Source organism: Mesorhizobium sp. P2_E6 (genome assembly GCF_056403835.1).
Genome location: NZ_JBFUEQ010000006.1, coordinates 172,670 through 189,421 on the forward strand (window position 1 = coordinate 172,670; position 16,752 = coordinate 189,421).

General features: G+C 63.2%; 13 protein-coding genes. 3 read left to right on the forward strand and 10 right to left on the reverse strand.

What is annotated here, in order from left to right:
- Positions 1 to 219: 219 nt before the first annotated feature.
- Together AC1D08_RS16825 and AC1D08_RS16830 are read right to left on the reverse strand one after the other, a co-directional pair.
- On the reverse strand, positions 220 to 3,303 hold the full coding sequence (locus AC1D08_RS16825; RefSeq protein ID WP_477227783.1) for an efflux RND transporter permease subunit: 3,084 nt from the start codon (positions 3,301 to 3,303) through the stop codon (positions 220 to 222).
- Positions 3,300 to 4,652: an efflux RND transporter periplasmic adaptor subunit gene (locus AC1D08_RS16830; RefSeq protein ID WP_457151567.1), complete on the reverse strand. Its 1,353-nt coding sequence runs from the start codon at positions 4,650 to 4,652 to the stop codon at positions 3,300 to 3,302. The genes AC1D08_RS16825 and AC1D08_RS16830 overlap by 4 nt, the downstream gene beginning before the upstream one ends.
- 145 nt (positions 4,653 to 4,797) lie before the next feature.
- On the opposite strand from AC1D08_RS16830, the gene AC1D08_RS16835 reads away from it, so the two are divergent.
- On the forward strand, positions 4,798 to 5,364 hold the full coding sequence (locus tag AC1D08_RS16835; protein WP_095089256.1) for a TetR/AcrR family transcriptional regulator: 567 nt from the start codon (positions 4,798 to 4,800) through the stop codon (positions 5,362 to 5,364).
- On the opposite strand, the gene AC1D08_RS16840 is transcribed toward AC1D08_RS16835, so the two are convergent.
- From AC1D08_RS16840 to AC1D08_RS16865, 6 genes are all read right to left on the reverse strand, one after another.
- A complete protein-coding gene (locus AC1D08_RS16840; RefSeq protein WP_457151566.1) occupies positions 5,355 to 6,443 on the reverse strand; it encodes an ABC transporter ATP-binding protein in 1,089 nt (362 codons plus the stop codon). The two genes, AC1D08_RS16835 and AC1D08_RS16840, sit on opposite strands and share 10 nt — an antisense overlap.
- Entirely contained in the window at positions 6,430 to 7,368 is a 939-nt protein-coding gene (locus AC1D08_RS16845) for a PfkB family carbohydrate kinase (protein ID WP_457151565.1), read from the reverse strand. Before AC1D08_RS16845 ends, AC1D08_RS16840 begins: the two co-directional genes overlap by 14 nt.
- Entirely contained in the window at positions 7,368 to 8,390 is a 1,023-nt protein-coding gene (locus AC1D08_RS16850; protein WP_457151564.1) for an SIS domain-containing protein, read from the reverse strand. Before AC1D08_RS16850 ends, AC1D08_RS16845 begins: the two co-directional genes overlap by 1 nt.
- Positions 8,387 to 9,232 (reverse strand): carbohydrate ABC transporter permease, encoded by an 846-nt coding sequence (locus tag AC1D08_RS16855; RefSeq protein ID WP_095089248.1) that lies wholly within the window; start codon positions 9,230 to 9,232, stop codon positions 8,387 to 8,389. The genes AC1D08_RS16850 and AC1D08_RS16855 overlap by 4 nt, the downstream gene beginning before the upstream one ends.
- On the reverse strand, positions 9,232 to 10,116 hold the full coding sequence (locus AC1D08_RS16860) for a carbohydrate ABC transporter permease (protein ID WP_095089246.1): 885 nt from the start codon (positions 10,114 to 10,116) through the stop codon (positions 9,232 to 9,234). The genes AC1D08_RS16855 and AC1D08_RS16860 overlap by 1 nt, the downstream gene beginning before the upstream one ends.
- An 82-nt stretch (positions 10,117 to 10,198) precedes the next feature.
- Entirely contained in the window at positions 10,199 to 11,437 is a 1,239-nt protein-coding gene (locus tag AC1D08_RS16865) for an extracellular solute-binding protein (RefSeq protein ID WP_095089244.1), read from the reverse strand.
- Between the two features lie 208 nt (positions 11,438 to 11,645).
- Here AC1D08_RS16865 and AC1D08_RS16870 point away from each other — a divergent pair, with 208 nt between their 5' ends.
- Both AC1D08_RS16870 and AC1D08_RS16875 read left to right on the forward strand, forming a co-directional pair.
- Positions 11,646 to 12,860: an ROK family protein gene (locus tag AC1D08_RS16870; RefSeq protein WP_477423582.1), complete on the forward strand. Its 1,215-nt coding sequence runs from the start codon at positions 11,646 to 11,648 to the stop codon at positions 12,858 to 12,860.
- Between the two features lie 127 nt (positions 12,861 to 12,987).
- Positions 12,988 to 14,589 carry an inorganic phosphate transporter gene (locus AC1D08_RS16875; protein ID WP_477423584.1) on the forward strand — a complete coding sequence of 534 codons (1,602 nt, stop codon included), beginning with the start codon at positions 12,988 to 12,990 and terminating at the stop codon, positions 14,587 to 14,589.
- A 153-nt stretch (positions 14,590 to 14,742) separates the two neighbouring features.
- Here AC1D08_RS16875 and AC1D08_RS16880 read toward each other — a convergent pair whose 3' ends face one another.
- Together AC1D08_RS16880 and AC1D08_RS16885 are read right to left on the reverse strand one after the other, a co-directional pair.
- The gene (locus AC1D08_RS16880) at positions 14,743 to 15,903 is read right to left on the reverse strand and encodes a patatin-like phospholipase family protein (RefSeq protein ID WP_457154598.1); all 1,161 of its coding nucleotides are present in this window, start codon (positions 15,901 to 15,903) and stop codon (positions 14,743 to 14,745) included.
- Positions 15,896 to 16,684, reverse strand: a complete 789-nt coding sequence (locus AC1D08_RS16885) for an acetoacetate decarboxylase (RefSeq protein WP_457154597.1) — start codon at positions 16,682 to 16,684, stop codon at positions 15,896 to 15,898. The genes AC1D08_RS16880 and AC1D08_RS16885 overlap by 8 nt, the downstream gene beginning before the upstream one ends.
- Positions 16,685 to 16,752 lie beyond the last annotated feature (68 nt).

Genomic DNA, 16,752 nt, shown 5'->3' on the forward strand with positions numbered 1-16,752 from the left:
ATCGAGTACAGCTCAAACCGGCGGTATCGAGCCCAGCCAAAAAAAGAGGCCGGAATTTTCCGGCCTCTTTTTTGTTGTCATCCTGTTTTGCTTTAGAGCAGTTCACCGTTTCTCTGAAACGGCCAACTGCTCTAACTCTTTGTTTTGACGCAATTCCCTAAGGGAAAGCGCTACGCGCTTTTCCCGGGAAAACCGTTTCACACTTTTCCTGGAATTGCTCTAGTTCGGCAGTGCCGGCATCAGCTTGGGATCCGGCTTCTCGGCCAGATGCGGCAGGTCCTTGCTGGCGATGAAGGTGTAGAACATGGGCACGACGAAGAGCGTGAACATGGTGCCGACCAGGATGCCGGTAAAGATGACCAGGCCCATCGAATAGCGCGCCGCGGCGCCCGCACCGCTGGACGTGATCAGCGGCACCACGCCAAGCGCCATCGCCGCCGTCGTCATCAGGATCGGGCGCAGGCGGACCTTGGCCGAGGCGATGATGGCGTCGCGCCGCCGCATGCCATGGATTTCACGCTGCTGGTTGGCGAACTCGACCAGAAGGATGCCGTGCTTGGTGATCAGGCCGATCAGCGTGATCAGACCGACCTGCGTATAGATGTTGAGCGTGCCGAGACCCAGATTGAGCGGCACGATGGCGCCGAAGATCGATAGCGGCACCGCCATCATGATTATCAGCGGATCGCGGAAGCTTTCGAACTGCGCCGCCAGCACCAGATAGATGACGATGACGGCCGCCGCAAAGGCGATCAGGATGGTGTTGCCCTGTTCCTTCTCTTGCCTGGACTGGCCGGAGTAATCAATGAAGAAGCTATCGGGCAGGTTCTCCCTGGCGATGTCCTCCAGTGCCTTCAGCCCGTCGCCGGTGGTGACACCGGGCAGCGGAAGCGCGGAAATCGTTGCTGAATTCAGCTGGTTGAACTGCTCGATGGCCGCCGGCGCGGCATTGTTGGAGATCTTCACCACGGCCGACAGCGGCACCATCTCGCCCGTGACGCTGCGCACGAAGTATTGGCCGAGCTTTTCGGGGTTGTCGCGGAACTCCTGCGGCACCTGCGGGATGATGTCGTAGCTGTTGGAGTCGCGATCGAATTGCGCCACTTCGGCACCGCCGACCAGCAGCGTCAACGTCCGGCCGATATCGGCGATCGGCAGGTTGAGGGCCGCGGCGCGGTCGCGATCGATAGTCACCGTCACCTGCGGCGCGTCATAGGCCATCGAATTCTGCACGACGATGAAGCGACCGGAGGCCTGCGCCTTGTTCTTGATCTTCTCCGCCACATCGTACACTTCCGAGGAATCGCCGGTCGATCGCACCACCAAGGCGATGGGCAGGCCGCCGCCGGAGCCCGGCAGCGTCGGTGGCGCAAAGACGAAGGCCTGGACACCCGCCACCTTGGCGAGACGGGCCGTAATGTCGGCCTGCAATTCCTTGGAATTGCGTTTGCGTTCAGCCCAGTCCTTGAAGGCAAAGCCGACGAAGGCGCTGTTTGTCTCACCGCCGAAGGCGACGGCGGAGAACTGCGCCCGCGTCTCGGGAATATCCCTCACAAGGCCGAGCATCTGGTTGACGTATGTCTCGGTGTAGTCGGACGTAGCATAGCGTGGCGCTGTCACAATCGAGAGCAGAAAGCCCTGGTCCTCTTCCGGCGCCAGTTCGCTCGAGGTCTTGGTGAACATGAAACCGGTGACGCCGACAAGCGCCAGCACGATGATCAGCGTCAGCGGGCGATAGTTCAGCGAACCGGTGACGGCCCTCTCGTAGACGTGCTCGACCCGCGCGAAGGTGCCGTCGACAATACGCTGGAAACGGCCCGGTGTGCCGGACTTCAAGAGGCGCGCCGACATCATCGGGGTGATGGTGACGGCGATGACACCTGACAGCACAACCGAGCCGGCGAGCGTGACCGCGAATTCGCGGAACAGCGCGCCCGTCAGGCCGCCGGTGAAGGCCAGCGGCGCGAACACGGCGGCCAACGTCATCGTCATGGCGACAATGGCCGACGCGATTTCGCGCATGCCGCTGAATGCCGCCTGCATCGGCGACATGTGATCTTCTTCCATGTGGCGGTGGATGTTTTCGACCACCACGATGGCGTCATCGACGACGAGGCCGATAGCCAGCACCATGGCCAGCAGGGAGAGAAGGTTGATCGAATAGCCCACCGCAAACAAAAGGAAGCAGACGCCGATCAGCGACAGCGGGATGGTGACGATTGGCATCATCACCGAACGGAAAGAGCCAAGGAACAAAAGGATGACGACGATGACGATGGCAACCGCCTCGGCGATGGTCTTGAACACCTCTTCGATCGAGGCGCTGATCTGCCCGGTCGCATCGTAGACGACCTCGATCGTCATGCCCTTCGGTAGTGTTTCCTGAATCTGCGGTACCAGCTTGGTAAGCGCCGCCGCCGTGGTCAGTGGGTTGGCCGCGGGTGTCGGGAAGATGGCGAGGAAGGTGCCGGGCTTGCCGTTGAAGCTGACCCTGGTGTCGGTGTTCTCGGCGCCGAGTTCGACGCGAGCCACGTCGCGCAGCCGCACCACATTGCCGTCCGTCGAGCGCAACGGCAGCGCGGCGAATGCTTCGGGCGTCTGCAGCGTCGAGCGCACTGTGATCGACGAGACCACATACTCGTTCTGCGTATTGCCCGGCGCCGACAGGAAGTTGGAATTATCGATCGCCTCCAGAACTTCGGCGGCAGTCACGCCGCGCGCGGCAAGCTTGACCGGGTCGATCCAGACGCGCATCGAGTATTCCTGGGCGCCGAAGATCTGCACGTCGGCGACGCCTTCGACCGTCGACATGCGTGGCCGAATGACGCGCTCGATATACTCCGTCAGCTGCTCCTTCGTCATGTTCGGATTCTGCATCGAGATGTACATCATCGCGAACTGCTGGCCGGTGCCCTTGACGATGACGGGGTCCTTGGAGGCGTCCGGCAAGGTGCCGCGCACGCCCTGGACCTTGGACAGCACTTCGGTCAGTGCCACGTCGGGGTTGGAGCCAAGCTTCATCTGCACCGTCACGGTGCTGGAAGACGGACGGCTCGACGAGGTGACGTAGTCGATGTTCTCGGTCGAGGCCACGGCGCGGGCGATCGGAGCGGAAATGAAGCCCTGGATCAGGTCGGCACTGGCGCCGGGATAGGCCGTCGTGATGGTGATCGCCGTCTCGTCGACCTTCGGATATTGCCGGATCGACAGGTTGAAGATGCCCTGGAAACCCAGCAGCAGGATCATGCAGGCAAGGACCGTCGAAAGGACAGGCCGGCGAATGAAGATATCGGAAAAGCTCATTGCGGGTCGGCCTGCTTGTTCGCCGATTTGGTCGGGTCGATGGTGTTGTCGACGGCGACGGACATGCCATTGAAGAGCCGGTTCTGACCGGCGGTGACGACTTCGTCTCCAGCCTTCAGCCCCTCGACGATCTCGACCATGCCCTCGTTGCGACGACCGGGCTTGACGAAGACCTGCGACAGCACCAGAGCGGGCTTGTCGGCTTCCGCCGCCGGCTTGGCCGGATCGGCAGCCTTGTCCGCTGGCTTTGCCGCATCGGCGGCAGGCTTGGTTGCATCTGCCGCCGGCTTCATGGCTTCAGCCGGCTTGGTATCTGCCGGCTTTTTGTCTGTGGGCTGGGCGTCCGCCGGTTTGTCGGTTGCCGACGCGGCGGGCTTTTCTTCCGGCTTGGCTGCCTGCGCTGGGGGCGCTTCGGCGGGCTTCGCCGGCTGTACGACGAATATATAGTCGCCATAGAGACTGGTGGTCAGCGCCGTCTGCGGCAGCGCCAGCACATTCTGCTCTTCGGGCAGTTCGACACGGACCTGCACGAACTGGCCCGGGGTCAGCTTGCCTTCAGGATTGGCGACTTCCGCCCTGATATTCACCAACCGGCTGGATGGGTCGATTTTCGGGTCGATGCCGCGAATGGTACCGGCATAGGGCATCTCGCCGCCGCCGATGCCCAGTCGCACCGTCTGGCCGATCTTGAGCAGCGGGAGCTGTTGTTCGGGAACCGAGAAATCGACCCGCATCGTGTCCAGATCCTGCAACGTCACCACTACGGTGCCAGGCGCCAGGTACTGGCCGAGGTCGATTCTCGGAATGCCCACCGTGCCGCTGAAAGGCGCCGTCAGCTGCTTTTGGTCGAGCACCGCCTGCAGTTTGTTCACTTGCGCGGCGGTTGCCGATGCGGTTGCCCGCGCCGTGTCGAGCGTAGCGTCCGCATTGACGCCGCGCCGCTGCAGTTCAATGGCGCGCGTCAGCGCCATCTGGACGACCGCGACTTGCGCCTTCGTTGCTTCCAGATCGGCGCGCTCGACCGCACCGTCGAGTTGCAGCAGGACCGCGCCTTCCGCAACCTTCTGGTTGGCGTGAAACAGGATCTCCTTGACGATGCCGGTGGTTTCAACCGTCAGATCGACACCGCGCACAGCCCTGACCGTACCGATAGCCTCGACGCCCGGCGTCCAGGTCGACGGCTTGGCGATGGTCGTCGACACTGTCGCCGCCGGCGGCTTCATCGTAGCGAAATACTGCTTGATGCCGTTGTCGCGCAGGAAGTTGAAGCCGACAATGCCACCGACCACGACGAAGAGGACGAGCAGAACCAGGGCGATGATGACGATACGAAGGATGCGCTTGAACAAGGAAGTCCCCTCAGCCGAAATCCGGCGCGAAGCGCGGACATCGGGACACATATCGACTGCGGGTCCCGATTTCAAATAACGGCGGTCTTACTGTACCGTCTGGACGGTCTTGTCAATTGGGCCTAAGCTTGCGATGGGAGGGGCCATGAAAGCTCCAAGATCGAATTCGCGCGAGAAGATTCTTGCTGCGGCGGCGGACGTCGCAAGAGAATCCGGGCCCGGCAGCCTGTCGCTGGAAGCGGTCGCCAGCCGCGCCGGCGTATCGAAAGGCGGGTTGCTCTACAATTTCCCGACCAAGGCCAAGTTGATGCAGGGATTGGTCGAGGGCTATTTGCGTGACTTCGGGCAAGCGCTCGAAACCGCAAACAGTGCCGACAAAGGCAAAAACCCACTCGCCGTCTACATCACGCTGTCGGCAAGCGATTGCGAGGAGAAGCGGCCATCGGCATCCTGGATCTTTTCGGCGATCGCCGAGGATCCCGACTTCATGACGCCGATAAAGACGTTCAAGCAGCAGCTTTTCGAGCGGCTGAAGGGCGAGACGCCGGATCTGAAGTCGTTGCTGGTCTGCTACCTGGCCATAGAAGGGCTGCGCAGCATGAGCCTCTTCGATGCGGATGTCCTTTCGAAAGACGAACGGCAGTTGCTGGTGTCGTCCCTGCTTGAGATTGCGGGGTCGCCGCATACCCGCGAGGACATCGATCAGGGCTGATCCAGGAAGGCCTTGCCGGTTGCCGGGTCAAACAAGCGAAGCGCTGTCTCATCGAAGGCGAAGCTGCATGTTTGGCCCTTGGCAAGCCGGGTCCGTGGCGGCAGGCAAGCCGTCAGCCGCTGTGCACCGATGCGGGCCGTGGTGACCAGTTCGGGTCCGGTCAGTTCGACGACCTCGATCTCCACGGGCAATGACAAGTCTGTCGCAGCAATGGTCGCCACGCGAAGCGCTTCGGGCCTGATGCCGACGACGACCGGTGCGCCGTCGCGGACCGAGTGTCGATTGCGTGCAGGCACGGGTATCCGCACGTCGGTATCGGCTATGGCCAGCTTTCCGTCGATGACGACCGCCTGCAGCATGTTCATCGACGGTGCGCCGACAAAGCCCGCGACATAGAGTGTCGCCGGCTGGTCGTAGATATCTTCGGGCGTGCCGAGCTGTTCGATCCGGCCGTCGCGCATCACCGCGATGCGGGTCGCCAGCGTCATTGCCTCGATCTGGTCATGGGTGACATAGACGATCGTGGTCTGCAGCATCTGGTGCAGGCGCTTCAGTTCGGTGCGCATTTCCAGGCGCAGCTTGGCGTCGAGATTGGACAGCGGCTCGTCGAACAGGAAGACCTGCGGCTTGCGCACCAGCGCCCGGCCAATGGCGACGCGCTGGCGCTGACCGCCAGAAAGCTGGCTCGGCTTGCGGTCGAGCAGGGTCTCTATCTGCAGCAGCTTCGCCGCTTCGTGTACCGCCCTGTTGCGCTCGTCGGCGGCGACCCCGCGCATCTCCAGTCCGAAGCCGATGTTGCGGTGAACAGTCAGGTTCGGATAGAGCGCATAGGACTGGAAGACCATGGCGATATCGCGGTTCTTGGGATGAACGCCAAGGATCGAGCGGCCGCCGATCAGCACATCGCCGCTGGTCGCCTCGGCCAGCCCAGCGATGATGTTGAGCAGCGTCGATTTTCCGCAGCCCGAGGAGCCGAGCAGCACCAGGAATTCGCCGCTCTGCAGCGCGATGTCGATGCCTTTCAGCGTCTCGACACTGCCGTAGCTCTTGCGGATGTCGCGGATTTCAAGCGCGCTCATGTGTGGATTCCCTGAACTGCATCGGCCCACCATAGTTGCGGGGCAAGGTGGAAATCGCGCGCGACGCCACATGCGTCGCGGCGGAGAGACAGGCCGACAGCGGCTGCTCCTGCGCCAGTGCAGCGAGGAAGGCGGCGTTGAAGACATCGCCGGCGCCGATCGTGTCGACCACCCGGACATCGGGCGCGACGGCTTCGACAAGTGCGCCGTCCGGGCCGATGGCGATGGCGCCCAGCGGGCCGCGCTTGACGACGAAGGTCGCGCCTTCCTTCATGCTCGACCGGATCGCGCGGGCGGCCTCCACAGGGCTCTGCGTTCCGGCCAGGGTCACGGTCTCGACCTCGTTGAACAGCGCCAGCTCGCAGCGCGACAGCCATGCGCGGGTGGCCGTGCAATTTGCCTCGGTCCAGCCATCGATCGGCCAGCCGGTGTCGAGCGCGACGGCAATGCCGTTGCTGTCCGCCCAGTCGAAAAACGCGTCGTAATGGCGTGTGAGATCGTCGGTCAGGAAAGAGCCGCACAACAGCGCGTAGCCGCCCGAGAGCGCCCTGCCGTCGAGCACGGAAAACACATCGCCGAGGCCGAAGCGCGGCAGATGTCCGCGTGTGGTGAAGAAGGTCCGCTCGCCGTCCGGGTGGGTCATGCCGACGGACAGCGTCGTGCCTTCAGGACGGACCGGCCATTTCTCGGCGCGGCGGCCAAAGGCCTCGCGAAGCCAACGGCCGAACTGGTCGTCGCCGACATTGGCGGCAACGGCGAAATCGACGCCCAACGCCTGCCAGGCCAGCGCGCTGTTGCCTGCCTGGCCGCCGACGCGCAATTCGTCGTGATCGACGACGGTCTCCGTTCCGGCGGCAGGCCACGGCGCTACCGGGCCGACAATCAGGTCGACATTGACGTTGCCGATCACCGCAAGCGGACGCATCACTCGCTCCTGGTGATCTTGGTCGAGCGAACCGGCGTGCCGGCATTGTCGACGCGGGCATCGGCGAAAGCGATCATCAGGCGTTGCGCTGGAGGCAGCATGGCGAAGATCGCGGCCATACCGGAAGCCGGTTTGAAGGAAAGCGTCACGGCTCCTGCGACAGGCGTTTGCCCGGACGAATCGAAGACGACGAGCGGTGCGCCGGCCTCGACCACGGATATGGCCATGGCGGTCACCAGATCCGATGTCGGGTCGTTGCCGCGAAACAGGATGACGCCGACGTGCGGGCCGAGCATTTCCATCGGCCCGTGACGCAACTGGCCGCCCTCGAGCGAAAAGCACGGCAGGCGCGACAGTTCGCTAAGGCCGAGTGCCAGCGCTTCGCCAAGACCTTGCAACCGCCGGCCCGAGGTGACGACGGCTGTCACTCCAGCCAGTGCTGCGAGCGCTTGTGTGATGTCGTTGTCTTGCGGCTGATCCAGAGCGCCAAGCGCGGCACTCGGATCCTCGCCGAGTGCGGCGATGATCGCCAGATGCAAAGCGAAGGTCACGGTCAGGCTGCGGGTTGCGGCAAACGCCAGTTCGGTGCCGCCGGCGCCGACCAGGCAAGGCACCGTGCGAGCCAGGAACGAAGCGCCTTCAAGCGTCAAGCCGAAAACATCGGCGGTGCCGCCAGCCTCTGAGAACCATCTGACGACCTCGGCGCTCTCACCGGACTGCGAGGTGACGAGCACCGTCCTGCCGGCCAGTCGCAGCGGTTGGCCGAGTTGCTCGGAAAGCGGCAGTGCCAGCGCATCGATGCCAAGCGCGCGGTAGAGCGGCTCGACGGCGCGGCCGACGGCATGCGAGCCGCCCATGCCGAGCAGCAACAGGCGCCCGCTGCGCCGGATCGAGGCGGCGACCTTTGCCGCCATGGCCGCGTTGTGTTCGAACGACGCGATCGCATCGGCATGCTGGCGCGCCATCTCGCGGTCGATCGCCATGAGCCCGGCGGGGCGGCTCTTGCCAGTGGTCATCGTCATCCTTTCACACCGCCGCTGGTCAGGCCGGAGATCAGCGCCCGCTGCATGACCAGGCCGATCAGCACCGGCGGCAAGGCTGCCAGCACGCCGGCCGTGGCGATCAATCCGTAGTCGGAAACCCGGCCGCCGGCCAAATCGGCGATGGCGACGGTCAGGGTCTTCGCGCGCTGGTCCGAGGTGAACAGCAGCGCATAGAAGAATTCGTCCCAGGCGAGCAGCACGGCAAACAGCGCCGATGTCGCCATCACCGGTGCCGCCAGCGGCAGCGTGATGATGCGCAGCGTCTGGAACAGTCCAGCGCCGTCGATCATTGCCGCCGCCTCGATTTCCCGCGGGATCGAGTCGAAACCCGACTTCATCAGCCAGGTGGTGAACGGCGCCAGTATGGTCAGGTAGACCAGCGCCAGGCCGAAGACATTGTTGAGCAGGCCGAGATACGACAGGCCCATATAAAGCGGCACGGCAAGCGCCACAGGCGGCAACATGTAGGTGGCGATGACCATCGACAGCGACCAGCCGATCGACGGCGTGCGCGAGACGGCCCAGCCGGCCGGGATCGCCAGCGCGAGCGCCGCGATGGTCGCCATGCCGGCAATCTCGAGGCTGTTGCGCAGCGAGGAGGTGAAGGCAGCGCCGGCGCTGTTTTCGGCGGTCGACAGCAATTGCCCGTAGCGCGAGAAGTCAGCACTTTGCGGCCACCAGCGCAGCGGCTTGGCGGCAAGGTCGGCGGCTGGCGAGATGCTCATGATGAACAGCCAGGCGAGGGGCGCCAGGATGACGGCTGCGAGCAGCAAAGCGCAGGCGTGGATGAAGATGGTGAAGGCCGGGCTCTGGCGTTCCATCAGGCGGCACTCCCGGCGGTCTTGCGCACCAGCGCGGCATAGGCGACGGCCAGCACGGTGACGAGCAAGGTGACGATCAGCGCCAGCGACGCGCCGGATCCGGCGCGCTGGAAGGAGAAGGCCTCCTGGTAGACGAGGATCGACAGCGTGCGCGTGCTGTTGGCCGGGCCGCCGCGGGTCATCACCCAGATGATGTCGAAGACCTTGAAAGCCTCGATGGTGCGCAGCACCAGCGCCACCATCAGCGGACCGGCGAGATAGGGCAGGATGACGAAGCGGAAGCGGTTGAAGGCCCCGGCGCCGTCGACGAGCGAGGCCGCGGTAATGTCGCGTGGCACTGCCTGCAGCGCGGCCAGCGCGATCAGCGCCACCAGCGGAAAGTTCTTCCAGCAGTCGGCGACGATCAGCGCCGCCAGCGCGGTGCCCGGCTCGCCGAGCCAGGAACGGTAGGCATCGATGAGGTGCATTTGTGTGAGGGCAGCGTTGAGCGCGCCATATTCGGGATTGTAGATCAGCCGCCACAGCGTGGCGTTGACCACGGTCGGCAGCGCCCAGGGCAGGATCATCAAGGCGCGCAGGATGGCGCGGCCATGAAACTGCTGATTGAGCAGCAGTGCTGCGAGAACGCCGATCACCATTTCGGCGGCGACCGAAATCACCGCGAAGAGTGTCGTGGTGACCAGCGTGCGCGAAAAATTCGAGCTGGACAGCATGTTCGCATAATTGTCGAAGCCGACGAAATTGCCGCCCGTGCCGACAAGCTTGGCGTCGGTGAAGGAAAGCCCGACGGTATCGGCCAGCGGCCAGCCGATGACGGCGACCATGACCACGAGCAGCGGCAGCATCAGCAACCATGCACGGGTTGTCATCCAGGTGCCCGACATCGGAGCAGCCTTTCTTCGTTCATCTTTGATCTGGACATAACATGGGCGGCACAAGGCCGCCCATGTTGAACGACAACAGTGCTCAGAGGCCGCTGTTTTGCGCGGCGGTCTTCAAGGCGTCTTCCGGTGAAGACTGGCCGAGAAGCGATTCCTGGATCGCCTGCTGCAAGGCGGTCGACAGCTCCTGGTATTTCGGCGTGGTCGGGCGCGGATACATCGCAGCCAGGCCGAGCTTGGCGGCGGCGATCAGCTCTTCCTGGCCCTTGGTCACCGCCGGGTCGTCATAGGACGACGCCCAGATCGGCAGCGAGAGCTTGGCATACTGGTTTTGCGTCGCCTGCGAGGTCATGAATTCAATGTATTTCCAGGCTTCGTCCGGATGCTTGGAGACCGCTGTGACGCCAAGGCCCATCGAGCCGTTGACGGCCGACACCTCGCTGGTGCCACTGACACCTGGCGCCGGCACAACGCCGACTTTGCCCGCGACCTTGCTGTCCTTCGGATCGTTGGCCATGTTGTACATGTAGGTCCAGTTCAGCGCGAAGGCGGCGTCACCGTTTTCGAAGACCTTGCGCACGTCCTCTTCCAGGAATTCCTTGGAATTGGGATTGGTGAGGCCCGACTTGTAGCTGTCGACCATGTATTTCAACGCCGCGACGCCGGGGCCATTCTGGAAGTCCGGCTTGCCGTCCTTGAGGAAGTCGCCGCCATAGGCGCTGACCAGCGTGGCGTAGTCGCAGATCGCGGCCTCGGCCTGCGACCAGCTCCAGGCGATCGGTGTCTTCAGCAGGCCCTTGTCCTTGATGATCTTGGCCTGTTCGCCGAGTTCTTCCCAGGTCTTCGGCGGCGCCTTGATGCCGGCCTTCTCCAGGATATCCTTGTTGTAAAACAGGTATTTGGTGTCGAGGATCCACGGCATGCCGTAGTACTTGCCTTCATACAGGACCGTGGTCCAGGCGCCGGGCAGCACGCCCTTCTTCATGTCGCCTGTGATCTTCGATGACTCATCGACCAGCACCTTGTTGGTGGCGTATTCGGCCGGCCAGATGACGTCGAACAGCACGACGTCGTAGCCACCGCCCGAGCCCTGCGCGAGCACGGTCTTGTCGTGCAGGCCCTCATAGGGGACGAATTCGAGATTGACCTTGATGTCGGGATTGGCCTTCGTGAAGGCGTCTGTCATGGCGCGTACGTCAGCCTCGCTGTAGGCGGCCTGCGCCATGAAAAGCGCATTGATGGACGTTTCGGCGAAAGCATGGGGAACGAGCAATCCTCCGACAAAGACTGCGCCCAAGAGTGTCTTACCGATCGATTTCAGCATCTTCTTCTCCCATTTCCGATGTTGGCGGGCGGGCGATATATGCGTTGCCTTCCCGGATTGATGTCACGTGACCCAATGGTCCCCGACCGTGGGCGGCGCCCGGCACAAAGCCTTGGCCGTCTTTTTCTGCGGTCGGTTTGCTATTAAGTCAATTCGCTTGACTTAATTAGTCGATCAATATCCTAATGGAGTCAAGAGGGAAACGCCGGTGGACGATTTCAGCCCAATCCGCGCCAAGAGCGGCACCAACCAGGAAGGCACGAGCGCGCACAACCGTCGTGTCATGATCGAGGCGCTGCGCCTCAATGGCGCCCTGTCGCGCGCCGACCTGGCGCGGGCGACGCAACTCACCAAGCAGGCCGTCTCCAACATCATCGAGGATCTCGAAAGCGACGGCCTGGTCGTTGCCCTCGAGGCGGTGCGCAAGGGCAGGGGCCAGCCTTCGACCCCCTACAGGCTGGTTCCCGAGGGCGCCTTTGCCATCGGGCTGCAGATCGATCGCCACCTGACGCGGGCGGTCGCCGTCGATCTGGTCGGCAGCGTGCTGGCGCGAGCCGAGGCCAACCTGCCGTTCGATGAGCCGTCGAAGGGCGTCGAGGTGATCCTCGGCCTGGTCGGCGGCGTCCGGCGTGAGCTGTCCCAGATGTCCGCCCAATCCGAAGAGAGGCTTGTCGGTCTCGGCGTCGCCATGCCGGGTCCTTTCGGGCTGAAGAATTCGGACGATAAATGGATGATGCCGGCCTGGCAGAAATTTCCGCTGCTGGAGACGCTCGCCGAAGGCACAGGCCTGAATGTCAGCTTGCAGAACGACGCCGCCGCCTGCGCGACGGCGGAGCGCATCGTCGGCGCGGCGCACGGCGTCGATCACGCGGTCTGCCTCTACGTCGGTTACGGCATCGGCGCCGGACTGATCCTGAACGGCGAGCTCTACAGCGGCGGCCATGGCAATGCCGGCGAGATCGGCATGGCGCTGCTGTCGCCGGCCGGCCCCGGCTCGACGCCGCTCGAACATCGCGCGTCGCTGGCCTCGCTTTACCAGCATCTCGGCCTCAATCCGGCCGACGACGACATCTACCAACAGATGGACGGCCTCGTCACGGCCGAGGATCCCAAGATCATTGCCTGGATCGATGGTGCGGCGCATGATCTGCGTTGGAGCGTGCATGTCATCGAAACGATCTTCGATCCGCAGACTGTCATCCTGACCAGCGGAGCGCCGGAAGCGCTGGCCCGCCGGCTGGTCGAGGCGATGCATCCGCTGCTGCCGTCGATCGCCGACCGGCCGGAACGGAATTTGCCGCGCCTGCAGCTCGGCACCACCGATCCCTGGTCGATCGCGCTCGGTGCCGCCGCGGCGCCGATCAGCCGGGCCTTCGATCCGCTGTTTTCGGCGATCCTGAAGACGCGGTCCAGGGGCGCCTGACAGCGTCGGCGCCAGGCTTTTCGCCTGAAATATCCTCGGAAGTTGTGTCCGATATCGTCACACAGGGTTCATTGTGCGGACATAGCGTTCGTCCCGGTTCTTTGCTGCAATGCAATAGGAGTGGGACATGGTGGACATAGTTTCTAGTGAGGCGGGCATTCCGAGACCGGATCATCCGCTGCACAATTCGGGTAGCGCGAAGTGGTTCCTGCCGGCCTTCGGCGTGCTGGTGCTCGTCGGCGTCGTCTATGTCGGCTACGCGCTCAGCCAGGATCTGGCCGAGGCCAAGACCGTGCCGTGGATCCTGCTCGGCATTGCCTTGCTGATCGCGCTCGGCTTCGAATTCGTCAACGGCTTCCATGATACCGCCAATGCGGTGGCGACGGTCATCTACACACGCTCCATGCCGGCCGAATTCGCGGTCATGTGGTCGGGCGCCTTCAATTTCCTCGGGGTTCTCACCTCCAGCGGTGCGGTCGCTTTCGGCATCCTTTCGCTGCTGCCGGTCGAGCTGATCCTGCAGGTCGGCTCTTCCTCCGGCTTTGCCATGGTGTTCGCACTGCTGGTTGCAGCCATCCTGTGGAACCTCGGCACCTGGTTCCTCGGCCTGCCGGCGTCGAGCTCGCACACGATGGTCGGCTCGATCATCGGCGTCGGCCTCGCCAACCAGTTCATGGCACCTGCCGGCAGTGCCACCAGCGGTGTCGACTGGTCGCAGGCGACCAATGTCGGCATCACCTTGCTGGTGTCGCCGATCATCGGCTTCTTCGCCGCGGCGATCCTGCTCTATGCGATGAAGCTGCTCGTGCGCAATCCGGCCCTCTACGAAGCACCGAAAGGCAACACGCCGCCGCCATGGTGGATCCGCGGGCTGCTGATCTTCACCTGCACTGGCGTCAGCTTCGCGCACGGCTCCAATGACGGACAGAAAGGCATGGGACTGATCATGCTGATCCTGATCGGTGTCGTGCCGACGGCCTTTGCGCTGAACCGGACGCCCGACATCAACTATCTCGAGGCCTACAAAGCCGCTTCCGTCAACGTCGAGCAGGCGCTCGGCAAATATGTCAAGCCGGGCATCACCGTCACCGACGCCAAGGCAGCCGTCCAGGATGCCGTGCGCACCCGGACCTGGAACGACCAGACGACGGTCGCGCTGCAGACCTACATCCACAACACGACAGCGGGCCTGCAGCCCTATGCCACTGTCGACAACGTGCCGACCGATCTGGTCAGCAACGCCCGCAATGACATCTACCTGATCGGCGAGGCACTCAAGCTGATCGACAAGAAGAAGTTGCTGCCGATGGAGGCCGCCGATCTGAAAGCGGTCACCGACTATCACAAGGCCGTCGACAACGCGACGAAGTTCATCCCGATCTGGGTGAAGGTCGCCGTTGCCCTGGCGCTCGGCCTCGGCACCATGGTCGGCTGGAAGCGCATCGTCGTCACGGTCGGCGAGAAGATCGGCAAGAGCCATCTGACCTATGGCCAGGGTGCCGCCGCGGAGCTTGTCGCGATGGTGACCATCGGCATGGCCGACCGGCTCGGACTGCCAGTGTCGACAACGCACGTGCTGTCGTCGGGCGTCGCCGGAACGATGGCCGCTAACGGTTCGGGCCTGCAATGGTCGACGGTGCGCAACCTGCTGCTTGCCTGGGTGCTGACCTTGCCGTGCTCGATCACGCTCGCCTTCGTGCTGTTCATCGTCTTCCGCCAGGTGTTTTAGCGGACAATCAATTATTGAAACGAAAACGGCGCCGGTTCCGGCGCCGTTTTTCGTTTGGGGTAGTCTGGCTTGTTTCAATACGGCTGAAAGGCTTTGGTCGGCAAACTGTGGATTCGCCAGCCCCCTCGTCAGACGAAGGCGCCAGCAAAGACCTCAGGTCGGATCCTCGCGGTGCAGATCGTGGATGGCGACGCCCTCGACATTGGTCGGCAGGGTCAGCCACTGGCGATGGCGCAGCGTGCGCTGCGTGTCCTCCAGCCCCATCTCCCAGTGCTCACGCATCGAGGTGCCGGAGAATTCGTAGTCCTTGGCGTGTCCCTCATAGCCTTTGTGCTGGTAGATCAGGTGGACGATGTTGACGACGCCGTCCTGCGAATAGTCGGCGATCAGCTCTCTTTCACCATCCTTCAACAGTTCGGCGGGCACGCGCTTCAGCGCCTCGAGCAGCTTCATCTTCAGCGCATGGATGCGCTGGAAATTGTCGGTGTTCTGGCGCGTGCGGCTGGAATACATGATGTCCTTGTGCCGCGACAGCACGTCGGCCATGCCGCGTGGCAAGGTGCCGCGCGCGCTGAACAGGTCGACCTGGAACACCAGCGAAGAGCGGTCCTCCTCCTGGTCGAGCAGGTATTGCAGCGGCGTGTTGGAGACGATGCCGCCGTCCCAGTAGTATTCGCCCTCGATGCGGATCGACGGGAAGGCCGGCGGCAGCGCGCCGCTGGCCATGATATGCTCCGGTTCGATGCGCACTTTCTCGGTGTCGAAATAGACGAAGTTGCCGGTTCTGACATTGACCGCGCCGACGCTCAGCCGCTTCTTGCCGTCGTTGAGGATATCGAAGTCGATCAGGCTTTCCAGCGTCTCCTTCAATTCGGCCGTGTCATAGAAGCTGGTGGCGCCTTCGGCTCCCGGCTGTTCGAACCAGGGATTGGGATTGCGCGGCTTGAAGAAGCCGGGCTGGCCCATGGTCATCGTCATCCAAGAACTTGTGCGGTTGCGGATGTCGCGGTAGATGTCGCCTTCCGGCGTATAGGCCCATATCTTGCGGCCCGAGATCGTCTGCCAGAATTGCTCGAGACGCTGCAGGCGGCGGCTTGATTCATTGCCGGCGATGATCGCCGCATTGATGGCGCCGATCGACACGCCGGAAAGCCAGCTCGGCTCGCAGCCGGCGTCGGCCAGTGCCTGATAGACCCCGGCCTGATAGGCGCCGAGCGCGCCGCCACCCTGAAACACCAGCGCGATGCGGTCATACTGCGCCGAGATTTCCTCGATGGTGGCTGTGGCCTCCTTCTTGCGGTTGCGTTCAAGCACGAATTTTCTCCGGCTGGGTTGCGCTGATCTCGGAAGGGTTGCGATCAGCGAGGTAGTCGTAAACCACCTCGCCCAGCCCGAGCGTCAGATCGGCGGTGAAATGAACAGCCGATACGATGTCGAGCACTGGCAACTTCGCAACGTCGGCCATGACATGGGGCCGCAGATCGAGTGCCGCGGGCGCCGTCCATGCCTCCTTCAGCGTGATGTCGGTGAGGTAGTAGCGAACCAGCTCGCAGATGCGCGGCGTGCCGTCGACATGCGGGATGATCTTGACCAGGAAGTTGGGAGCAGCCAGCGAGGCAAGCACGGAATCGTGATCGGCCTCCCGGTGCTTGTAGCCCATGGTGCCGGTGGCGCACAGAACGCTGCCATAGTGCAGCGTGCCGACCACCACTTCGCCCTCATGCACGATCTTGGGGCTGGCCAGCTTCTTGGGAAATCCCCACAGTTCACGCCCGCCGGCGATCGGCGCGTCGTCGTCGAGATACATCGAATGAACGTAGCCGCCGTGCTGGCCTTTGTAGCGCACCGGGATCACCTGGCCGGTCTCGGTATAGTCGCCGAAGCCGGTTGAATCAGGCATGCGGATGAATTCGTACTTGACCAGCGGCTCGTCGATCTCCAGCGGCGCTGGCACGACGGCTTCGAGCGCCTCGCGCGTCGTGCGGTAAGTAATGATGACGTATTCGCGGTCGAAGAAACGATACGGCCCTGGCGGGAAGGACGGATTGGTCAGCGGCATCGCATAGGCCCGCTTCACGACATCGGCGATTTCCAAGCTGCACCCCCAAGGTCTTTTACAGGCAAAATTTCGTCAGGAATGACCGCGCGAATGCGCAGCGATTA

What these genes read in the sequence shown, in the direction of transcription:
- AC1D08_RS16825 (WP_477227783.1), bottom strand. Translation starts at nt 3,303, where the DNA reads ATGAGCTTTTCCGATATCTTCATTCGCCGGCCTGTCCTTTCGACGGTC.
- AC1D08_RS16835 (WP_095089256.1), top strand. Translation starts at nt 4,798, where the DNA reads ATGAAAGCTCCAAGATCGAATTCGCGCGAGAAGATTCTTGCTGCGGCG.
- AC1D08_RS16840 (WP_457151566.1), bottom strand. Translation starts at nt 6,443, where the DNA reads ATGAGCGCGCTTGAAATCCGCGACATCCGCAAGAGCTACGGCAGTGTC.
- AC1D08_RS16845 (WP_457151565.1), bottom strand. Translation starts at nt 7,368, where the DNA reads ATGCGTCCGCTTGCGGTGATCGGCAACGTCAATGTCGACCTGATTGTC.
- AC1D08_RS16850 (WP_457151564.1), bottom strand. Translation starts at nt 8,390, where the DNA reads ATGACGATGACCACTGGCAAGAGCCGCCCCGCCGGGCTCATGGCGATC.
- AC1D08_RS16855 (WP_095089248.1), bottom strand. Translation starts at nt 9,232, where the DNA reads ATGGAACGCCAGAGCCCGGCCTTCACCATCTTCATCCACGCCTGCGCT.
- AC1D08_RS16860 (WP_095089246.1), bottom strand. Translation starts at nt 10,116, where the DNA reads ATGTCGGGCACCTGGATGACAACCCGTGCATGGTTGCTGATGCTGCCG.
- AC1D08_RS16865 (WP_095089244.1), bottom strand. Translation starts at nt 11,437, where the DNA reads ATGCTGAAATCGATCGGTAAGACACTCTTGGGCGCAGTCTTTGTCGGA.
- AC1D08_RS16875 (WP_477423584.1), top strand. Translation starts at nt 12,988, where the DNA reads ATGGTGGACATAGTTTCTAGTGAGGCGGGCATTCCGAGACCGGATCAT.